The following is a 20,816-nucleotide window of genomic DNA, read 5'->3' on the forward strand; positions in this document are numbered from 1 at the left end:
AGGAGTGTCAAAAATGACTCTTTCAATCGTTGTACCATGCTACAATGAAGAAAAGGTGCTTCGAGCCTTTTATTCAGAGACTTCTCTTGAAATTCATAAATTAACTACCGATTATGAATTTGTTTTTGTTAATGATGGTAGTAAAGATGATACTTTAAATATTTTACGTGATTTAGCTAGTTCAGATTCGTCAGTACACTACATATCATTTAGTCGAAACTTCGGAAAAGAAGCTGCAATGTTAGCTGGTTTAAAATATGCTACAGGCGATGCAATTGTTATTATGGATGCTGACTTACAACACCCTCCTACGTTAATAAAAGAACTGTTAGAAGGATATAACGGCGGCTACGACCAAGTCATTGCAAAAAGAACAAGAACTGGTGATTCACCCGTTCGCTCTTTCGTCTCTCGTCTTTACTATAAAGTGATGAATAAATTTGTAGATATTGAATTAGTAGACGGTATTGGTGACTTTAGACTTTTAAGTCGAAGAGCAGTAGATTCTTTATTATCTTTAAGTGAATACAACCGATTTTCAAAAGGCTTATTTTCTTGGATCGGTTATAACGAATTAATCATTGAATATGAAAATGTATTACGTTCTGATGGAGAAAGTAAATGGACCTTCTCGAAATTATTAAATTACGGAATTGATGGTGTAATTTCATTTAATAATAAACCGTTACGTCTATCTATATATCTCGGATTACTAACAACCATTTTAGGACTTTTATACGTAATCACTACGTTCGTTCAAATCATCCTTGGTGGTGTGGAAGTTCCTGGTTACTTTACTCTCATTTCCGCTATACTATTTATTGGCGGTATTCAACTCATATTCCTAGGTGTTATTGGTGAATATATCGGTCGTATTTATTATGAAACAAAACGTAGACCGCATTTTATTGTAGCTGAAAAGAAAGTTAGTGAAGTTAAACAAAAGGCATAACCAAAAAGTTACTTCTGTAGGTAGAAGTAACTTTTTTATATACTAACATTTACAAACACTTCTTTTGAAAAAATATACATTTTGAAATGATGGCATTATATGAAAGAATTTAGTATCATGATTCAAGGTACTATTTCAAGTTGGACGGAGGATACTATGAGCTTATTAACAGTTGAAAAATTAGGACATACATTTGGTGATCGTACATTATTTAAAGATGTATCTATGCGATTATTAGCAGGTGAGCACGTTGGATTAGTTGGTGCAAACGGTGTTGGTAAATCAACATTCATGAATATCATTACTGGTCAGCTTATTCATGACCAAGGTCGTGTAGAATGGACACCGGGCACACATTACGGCTACTTAGATCAGCATACTGTTTTAACGCCTGGACGTACGATCCGTGACGTACTAGCGGATGCATTTTTACCGTTATTCGAAAAGGAAAAAGCTTTAAATGAAGTTACAGAAAAAATGGGAACTGCTACACCAGAAGAACTAGAAGAACTTCTTGAACAAATGGCAGAAATACAAGATGCACTTGAAGCAGGTGGTTTCTATTTACTAGATATGAAAATTGAAGAGGCTGCACGTGGTCTTGGAATTGATGCTATTGGTTTAGATCGTGATGTTTCAGCACTAAGTGGTGGACAACGTACAAAGGTATTGCTTGCAAAGCTATTACTTGAACAGCCAGAAGTATTATTGCTTGATGAACCTACTAACTATTTAGACGTTGAACATATTCATTGGTTAACAAATTATTTAAAAGAATACCCACATGCATTCTTATTAATTTCTCATGATACGGAATTTATGAACAAATGTGTTGATGTTATTTTCCATCTAGAATTCACAAAAATGACACGCTATACAGCGACATATGAAAAATTCCTAGAACTAGCAGAAATCAATAAAAACCAACATATAAACGCTTATGAAAAGCAGCGCGAGTTTATCAAAAAGCAAGAAGACTTCATTGCAAAAAACAAGGCTCGTTATTCAACGACAGGTCGTGCAAAGAGTCGTCAAAAGCAACTTGATCGCATGGAACTTATTGATCGCCCAGAAACAGCAATTAAACCTGAATTCTCATTTAAAGAAAGTCGCGCAAGTAGTCGCTTCGTCTTTGAAGGTGAAAATGTAGAAATCGGATATACACATCCGCTACTACCAAAGCTATCAATGACGATCGAACGTGGTGAAAAAATTGCTATTGTTGGATGTAACGGTGTTGGTAAATCAACGTTACTAAAAACAATCTTAGGTAAAATTAAGCCTTTAAGCGGTAAAACAAGCCTTGGTGACTTCTTAGAGCCTGCATACTTTGAGCAAGAAGTTAAAGCTGACAATATAACACCAATTGATGATGTATGGAATACATTCCCTGGTTTAGACCAGCATCAAATTCGTGCGATGTTAGCAAAATGCGGATTAAAAAATGAACATATTTCTCGCCCATTAAGTCAATTAAGTGGTGGAGAACAAGCAAAAGTTCGTTTATGTAAGCTAATGGGTGAGGAAAGTAACTGGCTACTATTTGATGAGCCGACAAACCATCTTGATGTTACAGCAAAAGCGGAACTTAAGAAGGCTATGAAAGCATATAAAGGAACAATCCTCCTTGTATGTCACGAACCGGACTTCTATGAAGATTGGATTACAAAAGTTTGGGATGTTGAAGAATGGTCTCAAAATAGTAAATAGTCTTTAAGAAAAAACTCCTTGTGTAGACAAGGAGTTTTTTACTTATTTTTATTAAGAATTTTTTATATTGTAGTATCCTATAAGTCGTAATCGAAATTCTTTTAATTCCGGATACGCCTCTAAATTTGCTAACATACCTCTAATTACTGGAATTCTTGGATTAAGCAATCGTATTTCCGCCTCTAAAACATCTAACGTTACTAACAACTCATCATCCTCTAATTGATCAGCTAAACTACGCTTAAATACAATAATTTCTTTTAAAAAATGCTCTTTAACTTGTTCCTTAATAAGCTCTGATTTACAAAGGAATTCTCCAAGCTTTTCTTCATGTAAAATAGGTTCTTCCGAAGATTCTACTAAGCCATCTACTAAATGATCTACTCTTTTTAAAATAAAAGCAGCGACATACGATAAATCAATTTCTGGTGCTTGTAAAATAATTAACTCTAAATAACCACGGCATATGCCTTCTACTATAATTACTAAATCCAATAAATATGGCATAACCTTTTCACCATAAATGGACAATAAACTATTCCGATAAAATGCATGAGACTCTAACTTCATCCGCATCATAAATTCTTCTACTTCTTTATTAAACGGAATTGCATTTTCTCTCGCATGCATAATAATAAATTCTTTATGCTTTTGTATATCATTAAACTGACAATGTAATTGTTTTGCAAATTTTTCACGTGGTAATAAAGACTCTTGTTCAATATCCAGCATTTTCTTTTGGATTTTGTCATAATAATATCGAAGTGTCGCTAATAAAAGCTCATCTTTCGATTTAAAATATAAGTAAAAAGCTCCCTTAGATATACCACTAGCTGTCACAATTTCCTGCACTGATGTCGCATTTACACCCTTAGTAGCAAATAACTTCATAGCCGATTCTATAATTAAACGCTCTTTTTCTTTCATATCTTCTCTCCTAAATTTAATCTCGCATCTTATTATAAATGTATTATACCATCCCTTTTTATTGACGATTGACCGAACGGTCAGTTATATTATGTATTAGACTGACCAGTTGGTCAATATAATACAAAGGGAGCGCAAACATGAACAAAATCATCAATTTCTCGTTAAAAAATAAGTTCGCAGTTTGGCTACTAACCATTATTGTTACTATTGCGGGGATCTACTCTGGACTCAATATGAAGCTGGAAACAATTCCTGATATTACAACACCGATTGTGACAGTAACTACGGTCTATCCTGGTGCTACACCAGAAGAAGTAGCTGATAAAGTTTCAAAGCCGATGGAAGAACAACTACAAAATTTAAGCGGTGTTAACGTTGTGAGTTCATCATCTTTTCAAAACGCATCTTCTATTCAAGTAGAATACGATTTTGACAAAAATATGGAAAAAGCAGAAACAGAAATTAAAGAAGCTCTCACAAATGTAAAACTCCCAGAAGGTGTTAAAGATCCTAAAGTTTCACGAGTAAACTTCAATGCTTTTCCCGTTATTTCGTTAAGCGTAGCAAGCAAGAATGAATCTTTAGCTACTTTAACTGAAAATGTAGAAAAAAATGTTGTACCGGGATTAAAAGGACTTGATGGTGTTGCATCTGTTCAAATTGCTGGTCAACAAGTAGATGAAGTACAGCTCATCTTTAAGAAAGATAAAATGAAAGAACTAGGACTAAGTGAAGATACTGTAAAAAATGTGATTAAAGGATCGGATGTATCTTTACCACTTGGCTTATACACATTTAAAGACACGGAAAAATCAGTTGTTGTAGATGGCAATATTACAACGATTAAAGCATTAAAAGAACTTAAAATCCTAGCTATACCTTCCTCACCTAACGGTCAAGGTAGTCAAAATGCTGGCGCTGGTGCACAAACGCCACAAATGAATCCAGCCGCTATGAACGGGATTCCAACAGTTACATTAGATGAAATTGCTGACATTAAAGAAGTTGGGAAAGCAGAATCCATTTCTCGAACAAATGGAAAAGAAGCAATTGGAATTCAAATTGTGAAGGCCTCTGATGCAAATACAGTTGATGTTGTAAATGCAGTAAAAGATAAAGTAAAAGAACTTGAGAAAAAGTATAAAGACTTAGAGATTATTTCAACATTCGATCAAGGTGCACCTATTGAAAAATCAGTAGAAACAATGCTGAGCAAAGCAATTTTCGGTGCTATCTTTGCGATCGTTATTATTATGCTGTTCCTACGAAATATTCGAACAACGTTAATCTCTGTCGTTTCAATACCACTTTCTTTATTAATTGCTGTTTTAGTCATAAAGCAAATGGATATTACGCTTAACATTATGACACTTGGAGCAATGACCGTTGCTATAGGCCGCGTTGTCGATGACTCAATTGTTGTTATTGAAAATATTTACCGCCGTATGTCGTTATCAGAAGAGAAATTGCGCGGAAAAGATTTAATTCGTGAAGCTACGAAAGAAATGTTTATCCCAATTATGTCTTCTACCATCGTAACAATTGCTGTATTTTTACCACTTGGACTAGTAAAAGGTATGATTGGTGAAATGTTCTTACCATTCGCCTTAACTATCGTCTTCGCTTTATTAGCATCATTACTAGTAGCAGTTACAATCGTACCGATGCTAGCTCACTCTTTATTTAAGAAAGAGAGTATGAGGGAAAAAGAAGTACATCATGAAGAAAAACCAAGTAAATTAGCAAATGGGTATAAACGCATACTTGCATGGGCTTTAAATCACAAAATTATTACATCAAGTATCGCTGTCCTTCTATTAGTTGGTAGTCTTGCACTTGTACCAGTTATCGGTGTAAGTTTCTTACCTTCTGAAGAAGAAAAAATGATTATCGCAACATACAATCCTGAACCAGGTCAAACGTTAGAAGACGTTGAAAAAATTGCAACAAAAGCTGAGAAGCACTTCCAAAATAATAAAGACGTCAAAACAATTCAGTTCTCATTAGGTGGAGAGAATCCAATGAGTCCTGGTCAATCAAACCAAGCAATGTTCTTCGTGCAATATGATAACGACACGAAAAACTTTGAAAAAGAGAAAGAACAAGTCGTTAAAGATTTACAGAAGATGTCTGGCAAAGGCGAATGGAAAAACCAAGACTTCGGAGCAAGTGGCGGTAGTAACGAAATTAAACTATACGTTTACGGAGATAGCTCAGAAGACATTAAGCCTGTCGTAAAAGATATTCAAAATATCATGAAGAAAAATAAAGACTTAAAAGATATAGATTCTAGTATTGCAAAAACATATGCAGAGTACACTTTAGTCGCAGATCAAGAAAAGCTGAGTAAAATGGGCTTAACGGCTGCTCAAATTGGAATGGGACTTTCTAATCAACATGATCGCCCTGTTCTGACAACAATTAAAAAAGACGGTAAAGATATCAATGTATATGTAGAAGCTGAAAAACAAAATTATGAAACAATCGATGACTTAACAAATCGTAAAATTACAACACCACTTGGTAATGAAGTGGCTGTGAAAGATGTTATGACTGTAAAAGAAGGTGAAACTTCGAATACAGTGAAACACCGCGATGGCCGTGTTTATGCAGAAGTAAGTGCAAAACTAACATCTGATGACGTTTCAAAAGCATCTGCCGCTGTTCAAAAAGAAGTAGATAAAATGGATCTTCCTTCTGGCGTAGATGTTTCTATGGGCGGCGTTACAAAAGATATTGAAGAATCATTTAAGCAACTTGGCTTAGCGATGTTAGCTGCGATTGCCATTGTATACTTCGTTCTTGTCGTTACATTTGGCGGTGCCCTTGCACCATTCGCAATTTTATTCTCGCTACCATTTACAATTATCGGAGCTCTTGTTGCCTTATTAATCTCCGGTGAAACATTAAGTGTGTCTGCAATGATTGGGGCGCTTATGTTAATCGGTATCGTTGTAACAAACGCAATCGTGCTTATCGACCGCGTTATTCATAAAGAAAATGAAGGACTATCAACACGTGAAGCTTTATTAGAAGCTGGTGCAACACGCCTTCGTCCAATTTTAATGACTGCAATTGCAACAATTGGTGCTCTTATCCCGCTTGCATTAGGATTTGAAGGTAGTGGCTTAATTTCTAAAGGACTTGGTGTAACGGTAATTGGTGGATTAACAAGTTCAACGTTATTAACACTTCTTATTGTTCCAATCGTTTATGAAGTATTAAGCAAATTTAAAAAGAAAAAAACAAAATAACAAAAAATAACCTCGCTAACTGCGAGGTTATTTTTTATTTCCAAACAAGACTAGAAAATCACCATAGCCTTCTTTCTCTAATTCCTCTTTTGGAATAAATCGAAGGGCTGCAGAATTAATGCAGTAACGAAGTCCATTTGGTCCTGGACCGTCTGGAAATACATGCCCAAGATGTGAATCTCCTTCCTTACTTCTCACTTCTGTACGCGTCATATTATGACTCACATCCATCTTTTCTTTCACACTTGCTGACATAACTGGTTTTGTAAAACTAGGCCATCCACATCCACTATCAAATTTGTCTAGAGAAGTAAATAGCGGCTCACCTGAAACGATGTCTACATAAAGACCTTCCTCTTTATGGTTCCAATACTCATTTCGAAATGGTGGTTCTGTACCATTTTCCTGCGTTACATAAAACTGCATCTCATCGAGTTTTTCTTTTAAATGAGCATTATCCTTTGGCCAATGTTGCTTAATAAAAGCATCTCGTCCTGAGCCTTTACGATATAACTCATAGCGGAATGTGTTTTTCTTATGATATCCTTGGTGATATTCTTCAGCTGGATAAAATGTAGCTGCTGGTAGTATTTTTGTCGCAATTGGTTTTGAAAAGCGCCCACTCTGCTCAAGTCCTTCTTTTGAGGCTTCTGCTTTTTTATGTTGTTCTTCATTATGATAAAAAATCACTGTTTCATAAGACTGTCCGCGGTCGTGGAATTGTCCTCCAATATCGGTCGGATCAATTTGTCTCCAATATATATTTAACAATTCCTCATACGACATTTTATTTGCATCAAATCTAATTTGTACCGCTTCATAATGTCCTGTTGTTTCTGAGCACACTTCTTTATACGTTGGGTCCTCTTTATGACCGCCTGTATAACCTGAAATAACCTGTATAATGCCCTCCATCTCTTCAAATGGAGAAACCATACACCAGAAACACCCTCCAGCAAATGTAGCTAACTCTACCTTTTCATTTACAGCCATTACTTCACCCCTATTCTATATTCTCCTTACAGTATGGCATAAGAAACATAATGTTATAAAAGAAAAAGCATCGAACATCGATGCTTTTTCTTACTTCACTTTATTTTTTCCAACATCCTTCTCCATTTCATCACTTGTCACGTCTAAAACATCTAGTAAGAAAATGAAGATTGGAATACCGATAATCAGTCCCCATACACCTAAGAAGTGCTCTGAGAAAATTAATACCATAAAAGTATAGAAAATCGGTAAATTTGTTTTTTGCGACATAAACTTCGGATTTAATACGTAACTTTCAAGCGCATGAATCACTGTTACGATAACTAAAATATAAACAACGTACATAATACCGCCAATATTGTAAGCAATCATACAAAGTGGGAATAACGAAATGATAACCCCCGCTACTGGAATTAATCCAAGCAAGAAAATCATTAATGCTAAACCTAATAATTGCGGGAATCCTAATATCCATAATGCGATAACTGAAAGAACACAGTTAACAACAGCAATTAAAAATTGTGCTTCGATTACCTTTCCAAATGAACGTGCAAATTTCTTTCCGAAGTACTCAATTTCAGTATAGAAAATTGCAAGCCTGCTTTCTTTAAACTTTGCAGTAAAACCAACAATACGAGATTTTTCTAATAAGAAAAACAAACTCAAAATTAAAGAAAGTAAAACCTGAAGGCCAAATTTACCAACATTCGTAATCGATTTATACAAAATGTCTACGCCTTGTCCTACATATTTAGAAAGCTCCATATGATTGACAGCATTAACTGCATACTTAATTAGTTCACTATCTGGTGGGTTTCTTAAAAACACATTGAATTGGTAAATCAGTTGTGAAATTTGTATCGTCAATACTGGTAAATATTTAAATAGCGTAATAGCAATTCCACCAATTAACATTACATATAGAAATGCTATAATAATTTTTCGATTAATAGGCATGAAATGATCTAATTTGCGGGAAATAAACTTTTGGAATCGATCCATTAAATACGTGAGAATAAACGTAATTAATATTAAATTCAACATACTTTGCAGCCCGTATAACACGAGAGCAAGTATTACTAATACGAGTAACCTCTGAAATCCTTTACTTTGAAACAGGTTTTTTATTTGCATAATCGACGAATACTCTCTCCTGTCCTATAAACTAAAACGTTAATAAGTAGATTTCTCTCTCTTTTCTACTTTTAATTATTCATTCATATTAAGATTTTTATAAACTCATTATATGCCTACCTTAACAGGTATATAGTAGCTTACTTCTTATTTTACAATACAATGACCTAATTCAAAACGTATTCTACATAGTATTAATGAAGATTTAAGGAAACTTATATTTTTTTAAATAGGTCTTACCACTACTGTAACATAAAAAGCAAGCTATCAGTAGAAATCTGTCCTACAAATAGCTTGCTTTTCTTGTTTTTTAAGTAAGTTTTACTATCCAATGAATGGTATGAACATTGGGATGACAACTACTGTTACAACCCCAACTACTGTTACAGCAATACTTGCCATCGCTGCCTCTACCTCACCCATTTCAATTCCTACCGCAACTCCTAATGCATGACCCGCTGTTCCAAGTGCTAAACCTTTTGCAATCGGATGTTTCACTCTAAATGTTTTTAAGAATAATGCTCCTAATGCGTATACGATAACTGCGTTGAAAATAACTGCAAACGATGTAATTGCTGGAATACCACCAATACTTTCTGAAATTGGTAACGCAATTGCTGTTGTTGCTGCTTGTGGTAGCATTGAATTCATTACTGCTGTATCTAAACCGATTGCTTTTGCAACAATGAACACGACAATTACTGAGCAAATAGATCCAACCACGATAGCTGATAAAATTTGCCACCAATATTTTTTCAACTTATCAACTTGTTTATAGAGTGGGATAGCAAATGCAATTGTTGCTGGCTCTAAGAAGAAACTAATCATTTTTCCGCCAGTATTATATTCTTCAAAAGTAAAGTTACCTACCTTTAGAAAGACAATCCCTAATACCATCGCTACGAATAATGGTGTAAATAGGAAGAACCCTTTTGAATGCTTGAATAATAATGTTCCGATTCCGTATGCGATTAATGAAACGACGATTCCGAAATATGGAGTCATTGTGCTTGCCATGTTCATTACCTCCTAACAATATATAAATGCAATGGTTACGCAACCTTTCCGTGCTTGCGTCCTTTATTTACTACTTTCAATTCTTTTGTATCTTCTGTTTCTTTTTCATCTTTTCCTAAAATAAATTGTGCAAATAACCCTGTTACAGCAAGTAAAATAACTGTTGCTACAACAATTACAGTTAAAATTTGTACAAAGTATTGCCCCATTACACCAAGAGAATTAATAACTGAAATACCTGATGGGACGAATAAGAATCCAATAATACCTGTTAAAGCTGTTCCGAGTGATTCAACTTGCTCCAATTTAATAACTTTTAAACATAATAGACTAAATAAAATAACTAACCCGATTACCGATGAAGGCATTGGAATTGGTAAATGTGTTGCAATAATATTAGAAATTAACATAATAGCTGAGAATATGAATGCTTGTGATAAGAAACTATATACTTTTTTCGTACTCATTTTGGCCACCTCTTTCGATTTGGTACCTTTATTGTATAGGATACAAACGTATAAGTAAGCGTTTACATAGCAGAACGTCAAATATACAGAATCAGTTACAAATATAAAAGGATGAAATACAAAAGCTGCTTCTTAAATACGAAGCAGCTTCTTGAGTTCTTTTGCATATGTACGGCTAACAGGTACTTTCGATCCTTCTTTCATGATTAAATTATAAGTAGAATTAAACCATGGCTGAATTTCAGTAATATGATTAATATTCGCAATAAAGCTACGGTGTACGCGCATGAAGCTTGCTTGTGGTAACTTCTTCTCTAAAATTACAAGTGTATCATGTGTTACATACGTTTCCCTCGTTGTTTTTACTGTTACTTTCCCATCTACAAGCCCTACATATATAATATCTTCAATATTCACAAGTACGATTGATTCTTCAATTGGTAATGCTAATTTATGCATCTCTGCTGTTACATCTGTCCCCTTTATTTCGTGCTTCGTTTCTATTTGCGCTTGTTTTTGTTTTTTATACTTCTTTAATGTCTGCACAATACGCTCTTCATCAAATGGTTTTAAAATGTAGTCTAACGCATCTACTTCAAATGCTTGCAGCGCATATTGATCATAGGCAGTAGCAAATACAATTGCAGGTGGATTTTTCATCTTCTTTAATATATTCGCGATTTCAAATCCGTTATCATCGGATAATTGAATATCTAAAAACACAATATCTGGTCTACTTTGCATTAGTTCTTCTAATGCGTCTTCCACACAATCAGCCTCACCAATTATCTCAACTTCTTTCGTTCTCTCTAATAAATACTTTAGTTCATCACGTGCTAACATTTCATCGTCAACTACTAATACTTTTAACACCCGGCTCTTCCTCCCCTACTTTTTTTGGAATAATAAAGGTAATCTCCGTCCCTTTATTTAATTCACTTTCAATATGAAGCATCGTTTCTTTCCCAAATAACCCAATAAGACGTTCATTAATATTATATAAAGCTGTTCCAGTCCCTTTCTTTGACGAAACTACCATCTTTCCTAATTGTTCTAAACGTTCTTCCTCAATTCCCTGTCCATTATCTTTTACTTCAAAGTGAACCATACCCTCTTTTTCAAAAACATGCACTTCCACTTCGCATACTGGTTGCTTCTTCGGAAAAGCATGTCGCAATGCATTTTCAACCAATAGTTGAAGAACAAATGGTGGTACTAAAGTTGTCTTTAGCTCATCTTCAATATACATCTTTACCTCATACTTATTTGGGAACCTTGCTTGTTCTAGTGATAAGTATGCCTGTACATGGTTTAATTCTTGTTCTAGTGGAATCAATAACTGACGTGCCCCTTGCAAATTACAACGGAAATACACGCTAAGCTGTAATAATAACTTCCTTGCTTTTTCTACATCTGTTCGGCATAAAGCTGATACTGCATTAATCGCATTAAATAAAAAGTGTGGGTTAATTTGCGCTTGTAATGCTTTTATCTCCGCATCTTGAAGTAATTTACTTTGCAACTCAGCTTCTCCTAACTCTAACTGCGTGGAGAATATTTTTGCTAACCCTTCTGCTAATTCCTCTTCCACACGACTTAACTGGTTAGGATTTTTGAAATAGAGTTTTAATGTCCCTATCGTATTTCCATGCGAAGTTAGTGGAATTACAATCGCCGCTTGCAAAGGGCAGCCTTCATGTTGACAATTAATAACCTCACGTGATTTCGCTTTCATTATTTTCCCTGTGTTTAACACTTCTTTCGACAAACCGGTTATTAAACTATGTGAAGGAATATGGTGATCTGATGCTAATCCAACATGAGCTAATATTTTCTCTGTATCTGTTAAGGATACCGCATCTGTTCCTGTAAAACGGTGAATAATTTGTGCCACATGCTTACATGATTCTTCTGTTAAACCTTGGCGGAAATACGGTAACGTTTTATCTGCAATACGTAATACTTTATGAGTCTGAAGTGCCTTTGCATTCTCCTCCTGACGCAAAATAGCTTGTATCATAGAAAGTAAAATAAAACTTCCAAAACTATTTACAAGAATCATTGGTATCGCTATTGTTTTCACAACGCTAATTCCATCCTCTATAATTAATAAAATCATAAGCATTTCTAAAGATACGATAAAAACACTTAAAACTGCTGAAAATTTAGGAGTAATTGTACGATTATATTTTTTGAAAATATATCCGATATAACCAGTTATAATCCCAGCTAAAATAGAAGAGATTGCGCAGCTTAGCGCTGTCGTACCACCAAGCATATAACGATGAATACCAGCAATAAATCCGACTCCAACCCCTACAATAGGGCCACCAAGTAAGCCGCTAATACCAACACCCATAATACGCGTATTCGCAATTGTACTTGAAGAAGAAACACCTTGTAACCAGTTTTCATTCATAATCGTATTTCCTGCTATTTCAATCCCAGTGTAATTGCTTACAATTGTAAATACCGAAAAAATACAAATAAGCTTAAGCTTATCTACATAGCCATCCTGTTTATGAAGGAGGCGTCTGAAAGTTTTAATATGAGAGAGTAAAAATCCTAAAATAACTATAAGTCCGACTCGTTCGATCATCATGAGTACTAAATTTAGCATCTTTGATTCATTCCTTTTTATTTAGTTAGTTTTATTATGGGAAAATAATGAAGTCGGCGTCAAGAAGAACGAAATATTTTTCGAAATATTTTACACATAATAACTTCCTCTTTATTTGACAATACAATAGAAGAGTGCTAAAAATAAAGTAATATAATACAGTCCTTTAACCCAACCCCGTGAGGTTGAGAAGGAAGTCGGAATATAATATACGTATGTTCTTTTTTGGGGATACGTATGCTTTTTTGGCCTTCTCATCATATCAGGTGAGAAGGCCTTTTGTTATTCTTCCATAGCGACTGTAGAAAATAAGGAGGAGTAATAATGAACGTCACTACTGATGTACAACAAACAACAGAGGAGACGAAAGCGAAAAGATATAAAACATTATTTGGTTCTGCGCTAGGATATGCAGCAGAAGGTTTAGATATGTTGCTATTATCTTTCGTACTTGTCTATATTTTAAAAGAGTTTCACTTAAGTCCTGTTGAAGGTGGAAACTTAACATTAGCTACCACAATAGGGATGTTAATTGGTTCTTATTTATTTGGATTTATTGCTGATTTATTTGGCCGTATTCGTACAATGGCCTTCACAATCTTACTGTTTTCACTAGCAACCGCACTCATTTATTTCGCAACAGACTACTGGCAATTATTAATTCTGCGCTTTTTAGTTGGAATGGGAGTTGGTGGTGAATTCGGAATCGGAATGGCCATCGTAACAGAAACCTGGTCTAAAGAAATGCGAGCTAAAGCGACATCTGTTGTTGCACTTGGATGGCAATTTGGTGTACTGATTGCTTCACTCCTTCCAGCATTTATTGTCCCACACTTTGGATGGAGAGCCGTTTTCTTATTTGGATTAATTCCAGCTTTACTAGCTGTCTATGTCCGTAAAAGTTTAAGTGAACCGAAAATATGGGAGCAAAAACAACGCTACAAAAAGGAACTGTTGCAAAAAGAATCTACAGGTAAATTAACAACTACTGAAGCAGAACAACTAAAACATATAAAAAAATTCCCACTTCGAAAGTTATTTGCCAATAAAAAAGTAACAATTACAACAATTGGTCTTATTATTATGTCGTTTATCCAAAACTTCGGATATTACGGAATCTTCACATGGATGCCCACTATTTTAGCAAATAAATATAACTATACATTAGCAAAAGCAAGTGGCTGGATGTTCATTTCTACCATCGGTATGCTAATTGGAATTGCAATCTTTGGTATTCTAGCTGATAAAATTGGTCGCCGTAAAACTTTTGCAATCTATTATATTGGCGGTACAGTATACTGTCTCATTTACTTCTTCTTATTCACAGATTCAACATTATTATTATGGGGAAGTGCATTGCTTGGATTCTTTGCAAATGGAATGATGGGAGGATTTGGAGCAATTTTAGCTGAAAACTATCCTGCTGAAGCTCGCTCTACCGCTGAAAACTTTATTTTCGGTACAGGACGTGGGTTAGCTGGATTTGGGCCTGTTATTATTGGCTTACTCGCTACAGGTGGCAACCTACTTGGAGCAATGTCCTTGATTTTTATCATCTACCCAATCGGGTTAATTACAATGCTACTATGTGTACCAGAAACAAAGGGAAAAGTATTAGATTAAACGTAAAAGAGGAAGCATCTCATTTAAGATGCTTCCTCTTTTACGTTTTTATTTATTTTGATTTACTAGCCTTCTGAAATAAGAATGCAGTTTTATCTTCTTCTTTTACAATACCTTGTTTTAATGCTAATTCTCCCGCAACTTTAGGCGCTAACCATAGCATTGGGAATAACAAAATTGATACCGGAACTGCCGTCACCACGATAAACGATTGTAGCGCATTAATACTTCCTTCACCCATATATAAAAGAATTACTGCAACTGCGCCCATAATAAGCGACCAAAAAATTCGCAAACTAATTCTAGGATCTCCGTCTCCAGTCACTGCCATTGAAATGGAATACGCCATTGAATCCCCTGTTGTCACTACAAATAAAATTGTTAATAAAAGAAATGCTGGTCCAATAATATTAGAAAGTGGCAATTGTCCTGTAATTGCAATCATAGCTGCCGGCATACCAGATTCACTTAATGCGTCCGAGATAGACCCAGGATTCATCAACTCATAAAACACGCCTGATCCACCTAATATAGTAAACCAAAACGTTGTAATAATAGGTGCGATAATTCCAATTGCAACGATGATTTCTCGAATCGTTCTCCCTCTTGAAATTCGACTCACTAAAATTGCCATCATTGGTCCGTATCCAATAAACCATCCCCAGAAAAAGATTGTCCAAGATCCTAACCAACTTGCATCACCACGGTATGTGCTCATCGGTATAAATTCATTTACATAAAATCCAAACGAAGAAACAAACGAATCAATAATAAATCCACCTGGCCCAAATAGTAATATGAATGCCATTAATACAATTGCTAATCTAACATTTAAATTACTTATAATTTGAATCCCTTTATCAATACCTGTTACTGCCGATATGGTAGACACGGCCACCACACAAACAATAATTGCTAATTGAGTAGTAAACACATCAGAAATTCCAAATAATTCTTGTAATCCATAACTTGCTTGTAAACCTAAAAATCCAATTGGGCCAATTGTACCTGCAGCTACTGCAATAATTGCAGCTGCATCAATTATCGTTCCAAGCAGGCTCTTTCTTAATTTTTCCCCAAAAATAGGATATAAAAGCGTTCGAGGTTTTAGCGGCATATCTTTATGATAATGTCCATACATCATAACTACCGCACTAATTGTACCTAAAATCGTCCATGCTAAAAATCCCCAATGCATATAACTTTGTGCTAAAGCAGGCATGACTGCTTCTTTCGTTCCAGCAGATATACCATCATGTATTGGTGGCACCGTCATCAAATGATACATTGGCTCTGCTGCTGCCCAAAAAACGCCACCTCCGGCAAGTAATGTAGACATAATAATAGCAAGCCATTTTGCCGTACTAATCTCAGGTTTTTCTAATCCTCCAAGCTTAACTCTCCCATATTTGGAGAACGCCATACACATCGCAACAATAAATGTACCTAATAATAAAACTTGCCAGAAGGCACCGAAATATTTAATTGAAAAAGCGAAACTTTTATTAATCGCACTCTCTACATAATCCTTGTTCAAAAAAACTGCAATTACAAATAATAAAAGTGAACCACCACTAATAATAAATACAGGCCAATCAGTTTTTCGACTCTTCATCCTCATTTACACTTCCTCCTTCCTCAGCAATCTAAAAAAACAACTTTATTATGTTTTATTGTTTAAAACCAAAACACAATAATTATATATGCATAACATTTTATCGACTTCCCACATACTTATGTTGTCCCTAAAAATATGCCAAATCCCTTATTAAAAAGAAAGAATCTCTTCCTCTTACATAAAAAAGCAAAACAAAAGACCTTATATTTCTATAAGGTCTTCGAAACAGAAATTTGATTATAACATAAGGAACTCCTTGGTTCAAAAAGCCTCTTCCAAAAATAACCGAGAGTAAAGGCTTCCATTTGCTACATAACAGTAATTTTAAAAAATTATATTTCACAGAAAAAACCTACACTAAATATTATTTATGAAAGAAATTTGGCTTCAAAATTTCATTCGGATACGGTTTATGATAAATGTGGGTGGTAGCTGGAGATAATGGTGGAATAAGCCATACCCAATTACCTGTTACAACACGACCACAAGCAGCTTCTTGCTTCTCAAATTGCTGAAATTGTTGTGCAGCAGTATGGTGATCAACAATACTAACTCCTTGTTTTTTAAAGGAGTGTAGTACGGCAATATTCAACTCAATTAGCGCCTTATCTTTCCATAAGGTACCGTTTCTCGATGTATCTAAATCCATCATCTCCGCAACAGCCGGAAGTAAATTATAACGATCATGATCTGCTAAGTTGCGTGCCCCAATTTCTGTTCCCATATACCATCCATTGAACGGAGCGGCTGTATAAGAAATACCGCCAATTTCTAAACGCATATCTGAAATCATTGGAACACCATACCATTTTACTCCAAGTGATGAAATAGGGTATTCCGGGTGTTCAATTGGCACTTCTTTTACTTCTTCTCTCGGAATTTCTTTATATATAGGCGCTTTTCCATCTATAGAAAACACAAGTGGCAATACATCGTAATTCGTACCTTCTCCTTGCCAACCAATCTCCTGACAAAAGTCCGTAAATGTAGCGGAATGAGAATCACCAATCACTCCCGTTTCTGTTTTATATCCTGCATATCGAATCAATTGGTGATTATAAATTCTTATATTATTTTCTTCACCGTGATATTGCTTAAAAATCGTAATGGTTGGTTTAACTTTTCCGTCGTTCGTTGCATATTTAATATGATGAATTAATGCATTATATACACCCTCTTCATCATTTACTTCGCGCGCATCTAATATGTGCATCTTACTCCAAAATAGTCTTCCAATACATCTATTACTGTTACGCCATGCCATTCGTGAACCATGAACAAGTTCTTCAAATGTATGCTCATATGTCCCTGTCTTCTCTATCTCAATTTGAATTTCTTTTATACGTTCTTCTATCAATTGTTCTTTATGAAGCTCCTTATAACAAATCGTAATAAAATTACTTGCTTCCTCTATTAATTGTTTCGTTTTACTCATAAACAATCTCCTTCTATTTCAACAAAACCCTGCTACTTTACAGTATAAGCAAAAAGGATAGGAGTCACAAATGAAAGTGAGAGTGTTACTTTTATTGTAATATTTTTCAGAAAATTAATGGAATTACTATTGACTTATATGGAAAATGGGTGTATTTTTGACTCAGGTAAAGTATTTTTACCTAGACCAACTTTTTTAAGTCGAAAGGAGGGAATGTTATGTCTTCATTTCAATTGCCAAAGCTTTCATATGACTATGATGAACTAGAGCCACATATTGATAGCAATACACTTGCCATTCATCATGGAAAGCACCATGCGACATACGTAAACAATTTAAATGCTACTTTAGAAAATTATACTGAATTACATAATAAATCTTTAGAAGAATTGCTATGTAATTTAGATGCTTTACCGAAGGAAATTGTTACAGCTGTACGAAATAACGGTGGTGGTCACTATTGTCATAGTCTTTTTTGGGAAGTGATGAGCCCACGAGGTGGCGGTGAGCCTAATGGAGACGTTGCAAAAGTAATTGATTATTATTTCAATACCTTTGACAACTTAAAAGATCAACTTTCCAAAGCAGCTATTAGTCGTTTTGGAAGTGGCTATGGATGGCTTGTTCTTGACGGTGAGGAACTCTCTGTTATGAGTACACCAAATCAAGATACGCCTTTGCAAGAAGGGAAAATCCCCTTACTCGTAATTGATGTATGGGAACATGCTTATTATTTAAAGTATCAAAATAGGCGCCCAGAGTTTGTTACCAACTGGTGGCATACAGTAAACTGGGACCAAGTAAACGAGAAGTATTTACAAGCAATTCAATCACAAAAACATTAGTCGTACGTATAAGGTAAATTTGGTAATGTAAAATCAGTATTGTCGAAATCCTCCAGAATCCCCCGGATTGCCACCGGGGGATTTATGATTACTTCATTGTATTTATATAATGTTTTAAAATATTTTTTATTTCTAGTTTCAGCTCTCGGAACAAAAATCCGAATTCACGAGCCTTTCCATTATGTAACGTACAGTTAGTTACCTCATTATAAGGAGCTATATTTCCCCCAGCTTTCTGAATGAGTGCTTTTATTCCTGTCTTCTCTTCTATGAAATGAATAATTTCTTCCATAGAAACTACTCCGTTACTACAGGCGTTAATTGGTCCTCTCACATTTGCCATTCCGCACCAAGCTAGAAACTCTCCTGCCTCTTTTTCATGTATAAATGACAAAGTTCCATCTACATGATCCACAACGATAGGTTTTTGGTTCACAATACATTCAACGTAAAATTGTAACCTTTTCGTATAATCATTTTCTCCAATAACAACTGGAAAACGCACTGCAACGACTGGGAATGTTGCATGTTGAAATACAACGGCTTCAGCTAATCTCTTTCCTTCACCATAATTGAAGTCATTCCTATCTTCATACGCGATTGCATACTCGTACGGATTAAAGTCTTCTTCTGATAAGCTTAGGGCAGGTTCATAGACGGCCATTGAAGATGTCATAACATATTTCTTCGTTTTCCCTCGTAACACTTCACATATTACCTTCGCTGCATTCGAGCTATAGCATAAATTATCGTATACAATATCATAACTTTTATCTCCTAGACGCTCTGCTAGTTGTTTTTCATCTTCCCTATCTACAATAAGTCTTTTTACTCTACTGCCAAAAGAATCTTCCGTAATTCCTCTCGTCGCAATCGTTACATCGTGCCCCTCTTGCAAAAGTGCTTCTACTAAATGTTTACCAAAAAATCTTGTTCCCCCTAGCACCAATACTTTTTTCAACTTCATCATCCCCACTTTAGCAAATTGTAAAATACTACCTCTCTATTATAAGTGCTAACATATAAAAAGCATGGAATTCGTTTAACGATTCCATGCCTTTATACAGATAATATATTAACGTACTCGATATTTATAAATACAATAACAGAAGTATAAAATAGAAATTACAGATACATAAACCCATAATTCATATACGAATCCCTCTCCCCACACTCCCATAAAATAAAAGAGTGAAGGTAAAGTCAATGTTACCCATGATTGTACGAAGGCAATCCTTCCAAGATATTGATTAATGTTCTTCTTTTGTGTATTTAATACAAAGAATAAATACCAAAGTAATGCCCACATAAACCACGTTAACGCATTAACAACATCATGGAATTGAACAAATGAAACAACCATATAGAATAAGGCTATAATTGCTACCCAAATACAAAACCATCCTAGACCACTACTATCCATTCCTTTTATAAAAGTAACACCTACATATAAATAAGTTAATCCAAATAAGAAAGTAGCCGCATATGAATACACTGTCCAATTGCTTTGGTCAGAAATCATAATCAAATAAAACGGAATAATAATTTGTAGTGCACCCACAAATAAATTAAAAACACCCGCACTTTTCATCTCTGCTTTCCCTAATATAACAAGACTATTTAAAAATAAAGCTGCTCCTGAAAGTAATAATCCTACATAACCCATATATATTCGTGTGAAAATCTTTACCTTTCACACTTTTAACCTCCCCACACTATAAAATGATACTTATATTATTTTTCTTCCCATTTAAAACTACATACATAATTTTTCACCTAAATAAGTCAGACCTCCTACCTCAAAAAAAGGAGTGAACTTAAAACGCTTTCAATAATAAATAATCCTATCAAAACATGAACTAGGATTCCTTGATTATAAACGTACTCTAGCAATGATACAAGTGTTGGAATACATTTCAATAATACGCTTTCAATTCCCATAAAAAATTAATAAAATAATACATTACTCTATCTCATTCTACTACCTTCTAGCATAAGATATTGTAAAATCATATCATTTAAAACAGCGAACGTTCTTTTCTAGGTTCGCTAATAAACTTAGTAGAAAATGAATATAAAAAATGACCTCTTGCTTTTATGCAAAGGTCATTTTTTATATTCATCATTAAACTTCTAAATAGCCATTTTTATTATTTGATTGCCATTTCCAAGAGTCAGCACACATTTCTTCTAATCCGCGTGTTGCCTCCCAGCCTAA

17 protein-coding genes are annotated in these 20,816 nt (G+C 34.8%); 5 read left to right on the plus strand and 12 right to left on the minus strand.

Features of this window, described 5'->3' with window-relative positions:
* The first annotated feature begins 13 nt into the window (after positions 1 to 13).
* Both ES895_RS16520 and ES895_RS16525 read left to right on the plus strand, forming a co-directional pair.
* Positions 14 to 952, plus strand: coding sequence for a glycosyltransferase family 2 protein (locus ES895_RS16520; RefSeq protein WP_135238488.1), 939 nt, complete (start codon positions 14 to 16; stop codon positions 950 to 952).
* Between the two features lie 156 nt (positions 953 to 1,108).
* A complete protein-coding gene (locus ES895_RS16525; RefSeq protein WP_000055410.1) occupies positions 1,109 to 2,662 on the plus strand; it encodes an ABC-F family ATP-binding cassette domain-containing protein in 1,554 nt (517 codons plus the stop codon).
* A 51-nt stretch (positions 2,663 to 2,713) separates the two neighbouring features.
* Here the strand turns inward: ES895_RS16525 and ES895_RS16530 are convergent, their stop codons facing one another.
* Positions 2,714 to 3,589 (minus strand): TetR/AcrR family transcriptional regulator, encoded by an 876-nt coding sequence (locus ES895_RS16530; RefSeq protein ID WP_000659645.1) that lies wholly within the window; start codon positions 3,587 to 3,589, stop codon positions 2,714 to 2,716.
* Positions 3,590 to 3,729: 140 nt separating this feature from the next.
* On the opposite strand from ES895_RS16530, the gene ES895_RS16535 reads away from it, so the two are divergent.
* Complete coding sequence (locus tag ES895_RS16535) at positions 3,730 to 6,846, plus strand: efflux RND transporter permease subunit (RefSeq protein ID WP_135238489.1); 3,117 nt, start codon at positions 3,730 to 3,732, stop codon at positions 6,844 to 6,846.
* 27 nt (positions 6,847 to 6,873) lie between these two features.
* Here ES895_RS16535 and msrB read toward each other — a convergent pair whose 3' ends face one another.
* The 6 genes from msrB to lytS all read right to left on the minus strand — a co-directional run bounded on the left by msrB (position 6,874) and on the right by lytS (position 13,077).
* On the minus strand, positions 6,874 to 7,839 hold the full coding sequence (gene msrB, locus ES895_RS16540) for a peptide-methionine (R)-S-oxide reductase MsrB (RefSeq protein ID WP_000290171.1): 966 nt from the start codon (positions 7,837 to 7,839) through the stop codon (positions 6,874 to 6,876).
* A gap of 90 nt (positions 7,840 to 7,929) precedes the next feature.
* Positions 7,930 to 8,973 (minus strand): AI-2E family transporter, encoded by a 1,044-nt coding sequence (locus ES895_RS16545; protein ID WP_001166010.1) that lies wholly within the window; start codon positions 8,971 to 8,973, stop codon positions 7,930 to 7,932.
* 324 nt (positions 8,974 to 9,297) lie between these two features.
* A complete protein-coding gene (gene lrgB, locus ES895_RS16550) occupies positions 9,298 to 9,990 on the minus strand; it encodes an antiholin-like protein LrgB (protein WP_000168868.1) in 693 nt (230 codons plus the stop codon).
* A 35-nt stretch (positions 9,991 to 10,025) separates the two neighbouring features.
* Positions 10,026 to 10,457 carry an antiholin-like murein hydrolase modulator LrgA gene (gene lrgA, locus ES895_RS16555; RefSeq protein ID WP_000104901.1) on the minus strand — a complete coding sequence of 144 codons (432 nt, stop codon included), beginning with the start codon at positions 10,455 to 10,457 and terminating at the stop codon, positions 10,026 to 10,028.
* A 132-nt stretch (positions 10,458 to 10,589) separates the two neighbouring features.
* Entirely contained in the window at positions 10,590 to 11,330 is a 741-nt protein-coding gene (locus ES895_RS16560) for a LytR/AlgR family response regulator transcription factor (RefSeq protein ID WP_000921841.1), read from the minus strand.
* The gene (gene lytS, locus ES895_RS16565; protein ID WP_135238490.1) at positions 11,308 to 13,077 is read right to left on the minus strand and encodes a two-component system sensor histidine kinase LytS; all 1,770 of its coding nucleotides are present in this window, start codon (positions 13,075 to 13,077) and stop codon (positions 11,308 to 11,310) included. The genes ES895_RS16560 and lytS overlap by 23 nt, the downstream gene beginning before the upstream one ends.
* Positions 13,078 to 13,401: 324 nt before the next feature.
* Here lytS and ES895_RS16570 point away from each other — a divergent pair, with 324 nt between their 5' ends.
* Complete coding sequence (locus ES895_RS16570) at positions 13,402 to 14,700, plus strand: MFS transporter (protein ID WP_061655698.1); 1,299 nt, start codon at positions 13,402 to 13,404, stop codon at positions 14,698 to 14,700.
* Between the two features lie 52 nt (positions 14,701 to 14,752).
* Here ES895_RS16570 and ES895_RS16575 read toward each other — a convergent pair whose 3' ends face one another.
* Together ES895_RS16575 and ES895_RS16580 are read right to left on the minus strand one after the other, a co-directional pair.
* Positions 14,753 to 16,321 (minus strand): BCCT family transporter, encoded by a 1,569-nt coding sequence (locus ES895_RS16575; protein ID WP_135238491.1) that lies wholly within the window; start codon positions 16,319 to 16,321, stop codon positions 14,753 to 14,755.
* Positions 16,322 to 16,682: 361 nt separating this feature from the next.
* Positions 16,683 to 17,753, minus strand: a complete 1,071-nt coding sequence (locus tag ES895_RS16580; RefSeq protein ID WP_135238492.1) for a nitric oxide synthase oxygenase — start codon at positions 17,751 to 17,753, stop codon at positions 16,683 to 16,685.
* 218 nt (positions 17,754 to 17,971) lie between these two features.
* Between ES895_RS16580 and sodA the strand changes: the two genes are divergently transcribed.
* A complete protein-coding gene (gene sodA, locus ES895_RS16590; protein WP_000094035.1) occupies positions 17,972 to 18,598 on the plus strand; it encodes a superoxide dismutase [Mn] in 627 nt (208 codons plus the stop codon).
* A gap of 88 nt (positions 18,599 to 18,686) precedes the next feature.
* On the opposite strand, the gene ES895_RS16595 is transcribed toward sodA, so the two are convergent.
* The 3 genes from ES895_RS16595 to ES895_RS16610 form a co-directional block, all read right to left on the minus strand.
* Positions 18,687 to 19,568 carry an NAD-dependent epimerase/dehydratase family protein gene (locus ES895_RS16595; protein ID WP_097813924.1) on the minus strand — a complete coding sequence of 294 codons (882 nt, stop codon included), beginning with the start codon at positions 19,566 to 19,568 and terminating at the stop codon, positions 18,687 to 18,689.
* Between the two features lie 105 nt (positions 19,569 to 19,673).
* Complete coding sequence (locus ES895_RS16600; RefSeq protein ID WP_000542569.1) at positions 19,674 to 20,264, minus strand: AmiS/UreI family transporter; 591 nt, start codon at positions 20,262 to 20,264, stop codon at positions 19,674 to 19,676.
* 459 nt (positions 20,265 to 20,723) lie between these two features.
* Positions 20,724 to 20,816, minus strand: a 93-nt coding sequence (locus tag ES895_RS16610; RefSeq protein WP_098276865.1) for a UDP-glucose 4-epimerase, incomplete at its 5' end; no start/stop codon positions are given.

It is taken from the genome of Bacillus sp. 007/AIA-02/001 (assembly GCF_004634455.1).
Classification (GTDB): domain Bacteria; phylum Bacillota; class Bacilli; order Bacillales; family Bacillaceae_G; genus Bacillus_A; species Bacillus_A cereus.